Consider the following 13,157-nt stretch of genomic DNA (forward strand, 5'->3'; position numbering starts at 1 on the left):
TTCATAGTTGATGTTTTATATAATTTTTTTGTGATGAGTTCGATCTATCATATCAATAAAGGGGTTTCCAAACCCATTGTTTTCAAAGGGCTGAAGGCGCAGTATATCGCTTATTTGGCGGTCGGGCTGGTGGCTTTACTGGTGGCTTTCGCGGTGCTGTATATCTGCGGGGTGAGTCTTTGGGTTATCCTGCCTTTAGTGTTTGGCCTGGGTGGGGCTTTATGTTTTTCGGTGTTTCGCTTAAGCCACCGCTTTGGTGAGCACGGGCTGATGAAGTTCTTCGCTAAACGCGGCCTGCCTTCTTCTATCCGTTTTGATTCCCGGCGTTTGTTTACGGGTTTGAACGGTTCTACTATTCACTCTTCTATTAACCATAAAACTGCTTATCATGGTTGAAGCTTCTAAAATTTTGCCGGTGTTCAAGGTGGAACATAACTGTATCGTTTCGATGCAGGGGGATATCACGGTGGCTTATGCCCTGGAACTGCCGGAGCTGTTTACGCTATCGGATAGGGACTATGAAGCTTACCACCAGGCCTGGGTGCGGGCGATCAGGGTGCTGCCGCAGCATAGTATCTTCCATAAGCAGGACTGGTTCACCGAAGCTTCGGTGAAAGCGGATTTTACGGGTGCTGGGGACCGGTTCCTGTCCCGCGCCAGTGAGCGGTTCTTTCATGAGCGGCCTTTCCTGGATCACCGCTGTTATTTGTTCTTAACGAAGAAGCCGGAAGGGCGGAAGCTGTCTTCCTCGGTCTATTCCAATGTTTTGCGCAAGTCGGTGGTGCCTGCGCAAACGGTCAATCCGCTATTGGCGCAGGAGTTTTTGGATAAGGCAGGACAGTTCGAGCGCATTTTGGCGGATACGGGTTTTGTGCGCCTGGTTCGGCTGGGTGATGAGGAGCTGGCGGGGAATACGATCACGGCCGGGGTCATCGAGCAGTATTGCTTTCTGACTGGTGCGGATGAGGTGCCGCTGATCCGGGATATCCGGGTGAAGGGTGGTTTGCAGGTGGGCGAGAAGACCTGTGAGCTGTATACACTGGCGGACGCGGATGACCTGCCTGCGCTTTGCGGGAGCCGGATCAATTATGATAAGTTCAGTACGGATAGGACAAAATTCAGTGTGGGTTTTGCTTCGCCATTGGGGGCGCTTTTGAACTGTAACCATATCCTGAACCAGTATGTGTTTACCGGCGACGCGCAGCAAACGATCAAACGGCTGGAAGCGAAAAAACTGCGGTTGCAGTCGCTGTTGGGTTATTCCCGCGAGAACGCGGTTGGCCGGGATGCCTGTAATGATTTTTTACAGGAGGCGATAGCCGAGGGCCGTTTGCCGGTGAAGGCGCATTTCAATGTGCTGGCCTGGTCGGATGAGCCGGGTAAGGTGAAGGAGCTGAAGAACCTGGTATCGTCGGCTATGGCGCAGCTGGATGCGACGGCCAAGCTGGAAACGGACGGACAGGCGCAGGTCTGGTTCGCAGGTATGCCGGGGAATGAGGCGGACTTCCCGATGAACGATACGTTCGATACCTTTTTAGAACAAGCCACTTGCTTCTTTAACCTGGAAACGAATTACCGGTCGAGTCTGAGCCCGTTCGGGCTAAGGATGGGTGACCGGTTAACGGGCAGGCCGGTGCAGGTGGATATTTCCGATGAACCGATGAAACGGGGCTGGACGACGAACCGCAATAAGTTTATTTTGGGTCCTTCCGGTTCGGGTAAGTCTTTCTTTACGAACCATATGGTGCGCTCTTATTACGAGCAGGGTACGCATATCGTACTGGTGGATGTGGGTCACAGTTATAAGGGATTATGCGAGCTGGTGGGCGGATATTATTTCACCTATGGCGAGGGTAACCCCATTAAGTTCAATCCTTTTTACCTGACGGAAGGCGATGTGCTGGATACGGAGAAGAAAGAAAGTATTAAAACGCTTTTGCTGGCGCTCTGGAAAAAGGATGATGAGCCTTTCCGACGGTCGGAGTATGTGGCGCTATCCAATGCGCTGACGGGGTATTTTGAGCATTTGGCTAAGTACCCTGATCTTTTCCCATGCTTCAATACTTTCTACGAGTACTTGCAGGAGCATTACCTGGGGGTGCTGGAGCGGGGTAAAGTAAAGGAAAAAGACTTTGATGTGGCGAACTTCCTGTATGTGCTGAATCCCTATTACCGGGGCGGGGAGTTTGATTTTTTATTGAACGCCACCGAGAACCTGGATCTGCTGAATGAGCGGCTGGTCGTCTTTGAAATTGACGCGATCAAAGACCATCCCATTTTATTTGCCGCCACGACCCTCATAGTAATGGAATTGTTCATTTCAAAGATGCGCAAGCTGAAAGGGGTGCGCAAGATGATCCTGATCGAGGAGTGCTGGAAAGCCATTGCCAAGGAGGGAATGGCGGAATATATCAAGTATTTGTTCAAGACCGTGCGTAAGTTCTTCGGGGAAGCGGTGGTGGTCACACAGGAAGTGGAGGATATCATTTCTTCACCTATTGTCAAACAGGCGATCATCAATAACGCGGATTGTAAGATCCTGCTGGATCAAAGTAAGTACCAGAATAAGTTTGACGCGATCCAGGAGCTGATGGGGTTGACCGATAAGGATAAGGCGATCATTCTCTCGATGAACCGGGCCAATGATCCCAAGCTCCGGTACAAGGAAGTGGCTTTTGTGCTGGGCGGGCAGAATACGAAGGTTTACCGTACGGAGGTGTCGGTGGAAGAATACCTGGCTTATACGACCGAGGAAAGCGAGAAGGTGAAGGTAGCGGCTTACGCGAAGAAGTATGGCAGTATCCAAAAGGGTATCGCGGTGCTGGCGGAGGAGCTGCGGAACGGCAGGGATTAAAGGCTAGCTAATGAATTATTCCATTAAAATTTAAGGATATGAAAAAGTTATTGAAGATCAGTTCAGGGTTTGCTGCTTTTGCATTGTTGTTTTTAGCAGCTTGTCATAGCGCATCGGATAAGATCGTTTCGTTCATCCCCGGTACTTATGTACATGCCGCTAAAGGGGAATACAGCCAGGCGGAAGATACGCTGGTCATTACCCTGGTGAGCGGGAAAGCCTATAATATCCAGCGGCGGGTTGGTTTCCGGCCCATACGCGATGGGAAGTTGTTGCCGAAGCGCTGGAAAGTACAGTCGCTGAACGGTAATTATGATCCGCAGCGACAAGTGCTGTTTGAAACGAGCAACGGGCGGGCGTTTTCGTTCGACCCGGTTAAGGGTGTGCTGCTGGTGAACAGCGCGGTTTACCGGAAGCTGTAGGGTTAATTAACAAGATTATTTAAGTGTAAATGAACTTTCCCTAAAGGGGAGGTATTGGAGGGTTTATGATGAAAAAGTATATGGTGATCCTGCCCTTATCGGCGATCACGCTGTTTGTGTCGCTACCGAAGGAAGCGGACGCGCAGTTCGCGATCGCGGAGGTGATCACGTCAGCTATCAAAAAGGTGGTGAAGGCTATCGACCTGCAGGTGCAACGCATGCAGAATAAAACGATTTGGTTACAGAATGCGCAGAAGGCGCTGGAAAACCAGCTGAGCAAATTAAAACTGACCGAGATCTCGGACTGGTCACAAAAGCAAAAGGAGTTGTACGGGCAGTATTACGAGGAACTCTGGAAGGTGAAGGCGGCTATCGCTTATTATGAGCGGATCAGGGATATGACGGAAAAGCAGACGGCAATGCTTAGCCAGTATAACCATGCCTGGGGTTTGCTGCGTAATGACCGGCATTTCAGCCCGGAGGAAGTGGCATATATGCAGAAGGTCTATGCAGGTCTGCTGGAGGAAAGTGTCAGGAACCTCGACCAGATCCTGGTAGTGGTGAATGCTTTTAAAACGCAGATGAGCGATGAGAAAAGGCTGGAACTGATCTCGGCGGCGGCTGACCGGATGGATACGAATTACAGTGACCTGAAACAGTTTACTAACCAGAATTTCCTGATGAGCATCCAGCGGGGTAAGACAGAAAGCGAGGTGCAAACTTTAAAGAAATATTATGGAGTACAGTAAGGTTAATGTTTGGCTATGGCTGAAAGGTTGCCGGTATGTGTTTGCTACTGGTGTTATGTGCTTTGTGCTTTGCGCTTTCAGCTTTCAGCCGGCCAGAGCACAAACTTTCGCCGAGTGGTGGTCGCAGAAGAAAACACAGCTCAAGTATTTAAACCAGCAGATCGCGGCTTTGATGGTCTATGGCCAGTATGTGAAGCAGGGTTACCAGGTCTCACAGAATGGTTTGGGCAGTATCAGCGGCTGGGCGAAGGGGGAGTTTGATTTGCATACGTCCCGCTATCGTTCGCTGCGGCAGGTGAACCCGGCTATTAAGGATGATGTCCGGGCGGTAGCTGTCGTGAATAACCTGGAGACTATTTCTTTGCAGCTTTCGGGGTTAGGTGGTGTGGCTGGGTTGAAGGCGGATGACCGGGAGTATTTGAATTCGGTGCGGGTGAAGGTGCTTTCGGAATGCGATGCCCAGGCTTCGGAACTGGAGCTGGTGATGACCTCGGGAAAAGCGGAAATGACGGATGATGAACGGCTGGCACGGCTGGTGCAGATTGATGAGCGGGTCAAGGATCTGTTGTCTTTTACGACGGGCTTTTGTTCGCGGGTGAAGGCTTTGGTCTTGCAGCGGGAGCAGGCGGAAAGAGATCTGAAAACGGTAGGGAGGTTATATGGAATTGATTAGCGGGTTTTGTTTGGTTCGGTTAAGGATTGTTTTTGGTTTGGTATCGCTGGTTATGGTAATGGTTGGGGGCTGCATTCGCCCCGCGCAGGCGCAGTCCTACGAAGTCCAGCAGTTGCTGCTGGATATGGAAAAGCTTTCGCAATTCAAGAGTATCCTGTCGGATATGGAAAAGGGGTATGTGATGCTGGCCCAGGGTTACGGGCAGGTGAAGGATTTGGCGCAAGGGAATTTTAGTTTGCACCAGGTGTTTTTGGATGGCTTGCTGGTGGTCAACCCGGAGGTGCGGAAGTATAAACGGGTGGCGGATATTATCGCGGATGAGGGCAGCATTCTGTCGGAATATAAGTCAGCTTACCGGCGCTTCAGTTCGGGAGGTTTATTAAATGCAGGGGAACTGGGTTATATCAGTAATGTCTATGCCAAGCTGACCAAACAGGCTTTGCAGAACGCTTCCGACCTGGCGGATGTGCTGACGGACAGTAAGCTGCGGATGAGCGACGATGAACGGCTGTCGGCGATTGACCGGATCTACCTGGATACGAATGATAAGCTGGTCTTCCTGCGGAGTTTTAACCGGCGAACGGGTATGCTGCAACTACAGCGGCAAAAGGAACTGAATGATACACGCACACTTCAAAAACTCTATCAGCCATGAGTAAGTATTTTAAATTATTAATGAATAAGCCGGTGGCTAGGATGCTATTGGCTTTGGTGGTCTGTTTAGGATTACCCGTGTTAAGCCAGGCGCAGGATATAACGACGAGTTTACAGGGGATGCAGCCGGTGCTGGATAATGTGTATAATGAAATGATCCCGCTGTGCAGCCGGTTGATCGATGCGGCAAGGGGTATCGCCGGGTTTGCCGCTTTATGGTATATCGCGTCGCGGGTATGGCGGCAGATCGCGCATGCGGAGCCGATCGATTTTTATCCTTTGTTGAGGCCCTTTGCTTTAGGTTTAGCGGTCATGCTGTTCCCGATGGTGATCAGTTTGATGAACGGGGTGTTGCAGCCTATTGTTACGGCGACGAGCGCGATGGTGAAGGATTCGAATAAGTCCATCGCGGTATTGCTCAAACAGAAGGAGGCTGCGGTCAAGCAAAGCAGCAGTTACCAGATGTATGTAGGCGATGATGGCAACGGTGACCGCGATAAGTGGTATAAGTACACGCACCCGGATGATCCGAATGATGAGGGGGAAGGTGTGTTTTCAGGGTTGGGTAATGACGTCAAGTTCTGGATGGATAAACAGCAGTATAATTTTCAGAACAGCATCAAGCAGTGGATGTCAGAAGTATTGCAGGTGATCTATGCGGCGGCGATCCTTTGTATCAATACGATACGGACATTTTACCTGATCGTGCTGGCGATCTTAGGGCCATTGGTATTCGGTTTTTCGGTCTTCGATGGGTTGCAGCATACGCTGACGCAATGGCTCAGCCGCTATATCAATATCTTTTTATGGCTGCCAATCGCCAATATCTTCGGGAGTATCATCGGTAAGGTGCAGGAGAAAATGATCGCTTTGGATATCTCGCAGATCCAGAGCGCCGGGGATACGTTCTTCAGTCCGACCGATACGGCGTACCTCATCTTTTTATGTATCGGGATCGTGGGCTATTTCTCGGTACCGAGCGTGGCCAATTATGTGATCCACGCGCATGGGGGTAACGGCCTGTTGAGCCGGGTGACTTCGGTAGCCACCTCAACGGTGAGTATGGCCGGTGGCGCGGCATCTGCGACTGCCGGAAGGGCGGCGCAGGGTGCCGGTAACCTGGCCGGTATGCCGGGTAATATCGCGGCTGGTTTGTCCGGTGAAAAACAGGGTCAGGGCGCTTACGGCGCCGTGGGCCGGGCGGTTGGTAAGACCGGCGCTTATATGCACGATAAGTTATCAGGGAATTGATTTTAAATACAATGAGCATGTTTACACATTTCAAAAATATCGATACGGCTTTTAAGCATATCAAAGTGTTCGCCATTTGCTTTTTAGCGGCGAATGTGCTGGTGAGCGGCATCTTCGCACTGCTGTGTTACCGTTCGGTCAACGCGGCGCAGGGGCGGGTGTTCATCCTGCATAACGGCAAAGAGCTGTCGGCTTTTGCTTCGGACCGGAAAACGAACCTGCCGGTGGTACTGCGGGATCATATCAAAACGTTCCACGAGGATTTCTTTAATCTCAGCCCGGATGATAAGGCGATACAGGCCAATGTGACTAAGGCGCTTTACCTGGCAGATGAATCGGCCAAGAAGCAGTATGATAACCTGCGGGAGTCCGGTTATTACAATAACCTGATCGCGGCGAATATCTCGCAGCAGATCAAGGTGGATAGTACGATCCTGGATACAGAAAGCCAGCCGTACCGCTTTACCTGTTATGCCACGGAAAAACTGATCCGTTCGTCCAGTACAACGGTTCGGAAGCTGGTGACCCGCGGCGTGGTGGAGGATATCCGGCAGCAGAGTGATAATAACCCGCACGGCTTTTTGATCCGCCGCTGGGAGGTCCTGGAGAACGGGGATGAATCGGTTAAAACGGTACAACCATGAGGGATATGCGCTTTATATACGGGATGCCGGCAAGGCTAGCTACCGGGCTAAACCGCCGGACGCAGTACTGGAATAAAGCCTCGAAGCTGGTGGCCTTAGGGGTGTTTGTATTGTTACTCGGTGGTGGCAGTGTTTACCTCATCGTCAAAGCGATCTGGTTAAAGTGAGTTTAATCTTAAAATTTTTATGCAATCAATATGAAAACACAGCAGGAAAGAAAACAAAAATTGTTGCTGCTTTTGCCGCTGGTCATGATCCCTTTGCTGGCGCTGGCATTTTATGCTTTGGGCGGCGGCAGGGGTGATGATACAACGAAGGAGCGGCCCGCGGGTCTGAACACCCGTTTACCGGGCGCGCAGATCAAAGAGCAGGCCACGGATAAACTGGCGCTTTATGACCAGGCGAAACGGGATTCGGCGCATGCGGCGTCTTCCAATTCCGGTAATGCTTTCGCGGCCTTAGGCTGGGACACGGCGTCACGCAGCCCGGTGAATGTGGCCAAAACGCATGAGGCGGAGATTAACCGGAAGCTTTCGGAGATCAACCGGCAGATCAGCCAGCCGGTAACGAATAGCCCGCCGATAGGTTCAGGTTATCGCGGGAATGTTCCGGCAAGTTCATCGCCGGATATGGAAAGGCTGGAAAAATTGCTCCAGGCCAAACAAAGGCCGGATACGCCCGATCCGGAAATGCAGCAGCTGAATACGATGCTGGATAAGATCATGCAGATCCAAAACCCTTCGTCGGGTAAATCGGGCGAAGTTAAGGTCGATGTTACGGTTAAGGACAGCGCGTTCAAAGCGATACCGGCCATTATTGATGGTAACCAGAAGGTAGCGCCCGGCGGTATGGTGAAATTGCGGTTAGCGGATTCGGTCCATATCGGCAGCTATACTTTTCCGAAAGGGCAGTCTTTATCCGGGTTATGTTCGGTGACCAACCAGCGTTTGCTGCTGGAGATACGCAATATCCGCATCGGTACTTCGATCATGCCGGTTAACCTGACGGTGTTTTCGTTGGACGGGATGGCCGGGATCAATGCGCCGGAAGCGGAGCTGGGCGAGGCTGCGGGTAATGGCGCCAACGGTGCGCTTGGCAGTATGCAGTTCCTGAGTATGGATCAGTCGCTGGGTACGCAGGCGGCATCAGCGGGTATTTCCGCGGCGAAGGATCTGCTGGGCAAGAAGGTGAAAAAGATCCGGGTGAAGCTGAAGGGCGGCACACCTGTATTATTAAGGCTTAACAAATCTTAGCCATGCAACTGGAAACGAGTTATGCCGGGGAGATCATCGTGATGTTGGAAGAGGCGCAGGATGTCGGCCTCCACCATGTGGTGTTTCCGCTGGTGCCAGCGGTGGCTGAACTAAAACCGCAGCATTGCGCTTTTTTTGATACGCTAGGCGAAGCGCTGCAATACCGGGACAGTAAGGGGCCTTATTATGAACCACCGGGGCCGGGGCAATCTTATGAGATCCATTACCGGCATGTGGAGCAATTGCTGGAAGAAATAAAACAAGCTAATTCATTAACTAAAGAAAATAGTATGAACAGAAACAATTTAGAGAACCTGACCGAGGAAATGAAAATGCTGGGTCTGGGTGAAAAAGAGATCAGGCAGATGGAAGAACTTATGCTGAAGAATTCGCCGGAATTTCAATTGCGGACACACTTTCCGGGTAATAAGGAGGTAGTCGATACGGTGCTGCATTTTAAGCAGTCCAACCAGTCTGACAATTATTACCTGAATAAGTTTCACGTAATGCTGAACAATGCGCCGACGTTAGAAGAAGGGCAAAAGTACGTGATTATCACCCAGCGTCCGGAGGGTGCTGATCTAAAACCAATAATTCGCAATTTTGAAAGCCCTTATGAAGCTGTGGCATTTTTTAAAGAAGTTCAGGAAAAGAGCGAGTTGGTTGTAGGTCATATGACGGGTAATAAAAATGATAAACTTGTCATTGATCATTTGTTGGCCGAACGTGAGCATGGTAAGGAAACCTATGTTGCCAAGGAGTTTAACAGGACTTACCGTGCGCCTGTGGTAGATCAAACCTTTTTTGTAGAGAAAGGGCGCGGGTTTACTGTACCACAAGCTGTTAATATGATCCAGGGCCGCTCTGTTTACCGGGATGATCTGTTGAATATCGGCGGCCAGCCTTACAAAGCCTGGATGAAGTTGGATATGGACGGAGCCAAAGACCGTCATGGGAATTATATGATGAACCAGTATAATGATCCGCATTACGGTTATGATATTTCGAAAGTACTGGATCAGTATCAGATCAAAGAAGTGGGCGACCCGGCTCAAAAAGAAGTGCTGATCGCCGAGCTGAAGAATGGTAACCGCCCGATGATCACCACCGTAAAAGACGGGGAGGAATTGAAATTGCACCTGGAAGCGGTGCCGCGTTATTCGCAGGTGAATTTCTACCAGGAGAACGGCAAGCCGGAAAAGCGCGAACAGTTTGAAACGGCAGTTGCAAAAGCGGAAAAATTAGCGATGAGCAAGAGCAAAGGAAAAGCCACCGCTAAACAGGAAGCAAAGGGCATTGAGATGTAGTTGAGTTTACGTGTACTTCATGTGCCGGTTATTTTTTATATTATTAACCATCAATTTTAATTTAAGACCATGGAAAAGTTTAAAGCATTGCAAGAGTTAGTTAACGCCGCTGAAAAAGACGCGGCAGCATTTTATGAAAAAGGGAACAAAGCAGCGGGTACGCGTTTGCGTAACGCGCTGCAGCAGTTGAAAGTAGCTGCAACAGATATCCGTAAGGATGTGACAGAGAAAAAAAATGCTGTTAAATAATATTGTCAGCTTATGGTATGGTAAAGGAAGCCTGGTCAATGACCGGGCTTTTTTTAAAAGCACCGCACTATCAATAAAAATTTAATCCGACCTTTTATCGAAATCAATGAACAATTGCTCACTTATTTTAGGTATTCCTCCTAAGTTGGCGTTAAGATACTCCTTTTCCATAATAGCATCACCTCTAACTTGATTCTTATTGGTGTATACACTTGCCATAGCAGACACACCAAATTTGTTTTTCTCTAAAGTGATCATTTGGTCACGGCGCAGGCGTTTGAAAAGTTGAACATTATGGGTTGTTATGATTGCTTGCGCACCACTACGGTTATACGCAGCTGAGTTGATTAATTGCACTAACAATCTTACTAAAACGGTATGCAGACGTGCGTCTAATTCGTCAATCCAGATCGTAGTACCGTCAACTAAGGCCTTCACAATCGGGCCGAGCAAAGCCACAAATTTTCTTGCACCTGCAGATTCCTGTTCTTCTAAGTCAAAATAAATAGTGTCCTTGATTATTAACTCTGAATTGTACTTCTCGTGACGTGTTTTTATTTTATAAGTTTTTAACACTTCCTCATTCAGAAGATCATAAACATTTTGGGTTCTTCTGGGTTTTTTTGTGTCATCAATTTCTTCTTTAATGGTGGCAAAACCAAGGTCCGATTCCTTAATGATCTTATAAATAATCTCCCGATAGCCTTCTTTCAAGAGTAAATCAGCAGTGATATTTACATCATCATCCAGTTCGTTGTCAAGATACATGCGATGAGTCAGGAACCATTTCATTATGGTTTCTGCGAAACCGATGTTAAATTGAGCAAGTACCGTTAAAAACAATGCTGAGCCTTTGGTGAATTCCATCAGCATTTTTAAGCGTTGCTTTTGCTCAGATTGAAAACCGCGATCAAGATGGTATTCCCCATCAGCGCGCGTGAAAACAGTTTCTTCTTTTCTTTTTGTAGTGGTCAGTAACCACTCCTCATGAACTTTTTCCTTGTCTGCTAAAAACCCATAACGGTAACCTGTATTTCCGATTATAAAATGCACATCGAAGTAAGACGGCCCGTTTTCTGTCACAGTATTAAGTACAAACGGTCTAACCGGAATTTTTTTGCCTTCGGTAGTATCACTGTAGCTCTTAACAACCCAATAGCGCATCATTGAAAAAGCGCGAAGAATATTTGTCTTGCCGGAAGAATTACCTCCAAAAAGAGTTACGTTTTTTAATAAACGAATATCTTGTGTTCCTTTTTGTCTTGAAAAAGTATTATTTGGAAACTCACGTATTGATCCCGCTTCAAGGTCAAGAGTGGCTTCACCCATGAAGGACAAAAAGTTTTTTACGGTGAATTTTATTAACATCGGTTGTACAACGATAAGACCAAGTTATGAAATTTTAGTGAAAAACAGCTTTTTTTAGCTTTTCTACGCATTTTTTTACAAAAATGTTTATGTTGAAAAGTAGTTGTTGTATAAAAGTGAATTTTTCTGTAGAAAATCCGTAATTTTAATTGTTTTTACAAATCGTTCTTTATTATAAAAAAAGAAAGCCTGATCCGGAGTACCATTCCAAAATCAGGCTAAGTGTTTCAAAGCTAATCAGGCCGACTCAGTCGGTGACTCACTTGTATGACATGTTATTTTTTTAACAGGTGCTAAAGTAATAAAGTTTTTATTTTTTTACAAAGCATTTGCTACTCTTCATCCATATTTCTTCTACCTGATACCGGGCAACGCTATCTGGCACGCGACGCATGATAGCTTTAGAGAGTTACATCAATAAAATCACAAAGATGGCAACAAATGGTAAACCGGGCGACGGACATCGCAATGGCGCGGTAAGAGAGCGCAGCCAGACTTTTAATCCCTTGACAGAACAATGGGTTAAGAGAGACACGGAAACAGGTAGATTTATGGACGTTAAAAAAGATGGCGAGCCTTTTAAAGGTGTGCGAAAGGAAAAGTAACATGTCAAAAACGAAAATACCGGAGTCTGTTAAATTGCGGCTCTGGGGTGTGGCTGCTGGACGATGTCAGTATGAAGACTGTAATGAACCTTTGTTTTATGATGAATTGACGAAGGCGGAATTTAACAGTGCTTATGTTGCGCATATCTATGCAGATAGTGTTGGAGGCCCGCGTTACGATCCTGTATTTTCTCCTTTATTGAAAAAGGATCTTTCCAACTTAATGTTGATGTGCGACCGGCATCATCGCTTAATTGACAGGGAGCAAGTGGCTGAACATCCTGTAGAACGGCTTAAGGCTATGAAGGCTAGACACGAAGAGCGGATATCGATCGTGACTGCTATTACGGTTGAAAAGCAAAGTCATATTGTACTTTTTGGGGCTAATATTGGCCAGGAGAAAGTGCCTCTTAGTTACCGGGATGCAGCTAAGGCAATGCTTCCGCGTCGGTATCCGGCTTCCGGAAAGGCAATCGAATTAGGCATTAAAAATCTATCCTTCGAGGATCACTCTCCTGGTTATTGGTTTTTTCAGGAAAAACAACTGAATGATATGTTCCGGGAGCACATATTACCATTGAAAGGTATACATCCTGTACAGCACTTTTCAATTTTTGGTCTGGCACCTATGCCGTTGCTTGTCAAATTCGGTACACTCCTTTCTGATATTTTTGATGCTGATGTTTATCAGCGTCACCGCGAACCCGCAACCTGGGAATGGCAAGCAGGGAATCAGGCTGATTTATTTATCATAAAACCACCGCAGCAAATTGTCGGAGTGCCAGTCTTAAAAATTTCCCTCAGTGCTCAAATCAGCGAAGACCGCATCAGTCAAGTTATGGATCAGCCGCATTCGGTATGGGAGATTACGGTTCTTGAGCCAGGTAACGATTTACTACGCAGCCCTGAACTCTTATGCCAATTCCGGCAGGTTTGTCGTCAACTATATGATCAGATTAAAGTAAGGCATGGTCAGCAAGCCGAGTTGCACGTCTTTCCTGCAATGCCTGTGTCAGCAGCTATTGAATTCGGGCGTGTAAGGATGCCTAAGGCTGATCTACCGATGATCATTTATGATCAGAATAAGGTCAGTAACAGTTTTGTACCCACTATTAAAATAATATAATT

The 13,157-nt window shown here is 47.9% G+C and carries 15 protein-coding genes; 14 read left to right on the forward strand and 1 reads right to left on the reverse strand.

The window, feature by feature from the left end; genetic code table 11:
* Positions 1–33 precede the first annotated feature (33 nt).
* The 12 genes from BUE31_RS01795 to BUE31_RS01845 all read left to right on the forward strand — a co-directional run bounded on the left by BUE31_RS01795 (position 34) and on the right by BUE31_RS01845 (position 10,056).
* The gene (locus BUE31_RS01795) at positions 34–396 is read left to right on the forward strand and encodes a DUF4133 domain-containing protein (protein ID WP_073401568.1); all 363 of its coding nucleotides are present in this window, start codon (positions 34–36) and stop codon (positions 394–396) included.
* On the forward strand, positions 389–2,854 hold the full coding sequence (locus tag BUE31_RS01800) for a TraG family conjugative transposon ATPase (RefSeq protein WP_073399684.1): 2,466 nt from the start codon (positions 389–391) through the stop codon (positions 2,852–2,854). The genes BUE31_RS01795 and BUE31_RS01800 overlap by 8 nt, the downstream gene beginning before the upstream one ends.
* Positions 2,855–2,892: 38 nt before the next feature.
* Complete coding sequence (locus tag BUE31_RS01805; protein ID WP_073399686.1) at positions 2,893–3,276, forward strand: hypothetical protein; 384 nt, start codon at positions 2,893–2,895, stop codon at positions 3,274–3,276.
* Positions 3,277–3,341: 65 nt separating this feature from the next.
* Complete coding sequence (locus BUE31_RS01810) at positions 3,342–4,025, forward strand: conjugal transfer protein TraI (RefSeq protein WP_073399688.1); 684 nt, start codon at positions 3,342–3,344, stop codon at positions 4,023–4,025.
* Positions 4,012–4,698, forward strand: a complete 687-nt coding sequence (locus BUE31_RS01815) for a hypothetical protein (RefSeq protein ID WP_073399690.1) — start codon at positions 4,012–4,014, stop codon at positions 4,696–4,698. The genes BUE31_RS01810 and BUE31_RS01815 overlap by 14 nt, the downstream gene beginning before the upstream one ends.
* A complete protein-coding gene (locus tag BUE31_RS01820) occupies positions 4,685–5,353 on the forward strand; it encodes a TerB family tellurite resistance protein (protein WP_234997728.1) in 669 nt (222 codons plus the stop codon). Before BUE31_RS01815 ends, BUE31_RS01820 begins: the two co-directional genes overlap by 14 nt.
* Entirely contained in the window at positions 5,350–6,603 is a 1,254-nt protein-coding gene (gene traJ / locus BUE31_RS01825) for a conjugative transposon protein TraJ (RefSeq protein ID WP_234997729.1), read from the forward strand. The genes BUE31_RS01820 and traJ overlap by 4 nt, the downstream gene beginning before the upstream one ends.
* 17 nt (positions 6,604–6,620) lie before the next feature.
* Positions 6,621–7,247 carry a conjugative transposon protein TraK gene (gene traK / locus BUE31_RS01830; RefSeq protein WP_073401574.1) on the forward strand — a complete coding sequence of 209 codons (627 nt, stop codon included), beginning with the start codon at positions 6,621–6,623 and terminating at the stop codon, positions 7,245–7,247.
* Positions 7,244–7,414 carry a hypothetical protein gene (locus BUE31_RS30905; protein ID WP_159440620.1) on the forward strand — a complete coding sequence of 57 codons (171 nt, stop codon included), beginning with the start codon at positions 7,244–7,246 and terminating at the stop codon, positions 7,412–7,414. The genes traK and BUE31_RS30905 overlap by 4 nt, the downstream gene beginning before the upstream one ends.
* A 30-nt stretch (positions 7,415–7,444) precedes the next feature.
* Complete coding sequence (locus BUE31_RS01835) at positions 7,445–8,500, forward strand: conjugative transposon protein TraM (RefSeq protein WP_073399693.1); 1,056 nt, start codon at positions 7,445–7,447, stop codon at positions 8,498–8,500.
* A gap of 2 nt (positions 8,501–8,502) precedes the next feature.
* A complete protein-coding gene (locus tag BUE31_RS01840; protein ID WP_143167007.1) occupies positions 8,503–9,807 on the forward strand; it encodes a hypothetical protein in 1,305 nt (434 codons plus the stop codon).
* 69 nt (positions 9,808–9,876) lie between these two features.
* A complete protein-coding gene (locus BUE31_RS01845; RefSeq protein ID WP_073399695.1) occupies positions 9,877–10,056 on the forward strand; it encodes a histone H1 in 180 nt (59 codons plus the stop codon).
* Between the two features lie 81 nt (positions 10,057–10,137).
* Here BUE31_RS01845 and BUE31_RS01850 read toward each other — a convergent pair whose 3' ends face one another.
* Positions 10,138–11,385 carry an AAA family ATPase gene (locus tag BUE31_RS01850; RefSeq protein ID WP_073399696.1) on the reverse strand — a complete coding sequence of 416 codons (1,248 nt, stop codon included), beginning with the start codon at positions 11,383–11,385 and terminating at the stop codon, positions 10,138–10,140.
* Between the two features lie 431 nt (positions 11,386–11,816).
* Here BUE31_RS01850 and BUE31_RS31280 point away from each other — a divergent pair, with 431 nt between their 5' ends.
* A complete protein-coding gene (locus BUE31_RS31280; RefSeq protein ID WP_234997730.1) occupies positions 11,817–12,029 on the forward strand; it encodes a hypothetical protein in 213 nt (70 codons plus the stop codon).
* Position 12,030: 1 nt separating this feature from the next.
* Entirely contained in the window at positions 12,031–13,155 is a 1,125-nt protein-coding gene (locus tag BUE31_RS01855; RefSeq protein ID WP_073399698.1) for an SAVED domain-containing protein, read from the forward strand.
* Positions 13,156–13,157: the final 2 nt, after the last annotated feature.

The organism is Mucilaginibacter sp. OK098 (genome assembly GCF_900142915.1).
GTDB lineage: Bacteria > Bacteroidota > Bacteroidia > Sphingobacteriales > Sphingobacteriaceae > Mucilaginibacter.